General features: G+C 55.2%; 2 pseudogenes. One reads left to right on the forward strand and one right to left on the reverse strand.

The features are described 5' to 3' along the window. Positions 1-119, reverse strand: a pseudogene (locus ACYVTD_RS17185) (hypothetical protein); the annotation flags it as partial. A 10-nt stretch (positions 120-129) separates the two neighbouring features. Here ACYVTD_RS17185 and ACYVTD_RS17190 point away from each other — a divergent pair. Further along, positions 130-417 (forward strand): annotated as a pseudogene (locus ACYVTD_RS17190) (bifunctional NADH-specific enoyl-ACP reductase/trans-2-enoyl-CoA reductase); the annotation flags it as partial.

The following is a 417-nucleotide window of genomic DNA, read 5'->3' on the forward strand; positions in this document are numbered from 1 at the left end:
GTTCTGGTTTTGGGGGAGAGTAGCCCTTCTTTGTACAAGGCTTCCATCCAATATTCCCAGTCCTCGCCGCCCATAACTTTTATCGTGTTGTAGATTTCATCTTCGGTGGCGGGTTCAGCCTGCGTTGAAATAAACAAAACTTACGCGGAGCCCGGGAAGATAGCGGGCGCGTGGGTCTCCGTAAACACAGCCCTGGTTACCCGTTCAAGCGCGGTAATTCCGATTATCCCCCTGTACATTTCATGTTTGTTCAAAGTGATGAAGGAGATGAATCTCCACGAAGGCTGCATCCAGCAGATTACGCGCCTGTCCCGCGACCGCCTGTACGCGGCCGAAAGCGGCGACCCGGAAATGGTTCCCGTAGACCGCAAGGGGCGCATCCGCATCGACGACTGGGAAATGCGCGAGGACGTGCAG

The sequence above is a fragment of the Treponema sp. R6D11 genome (genome assembly GCF_054786075.1).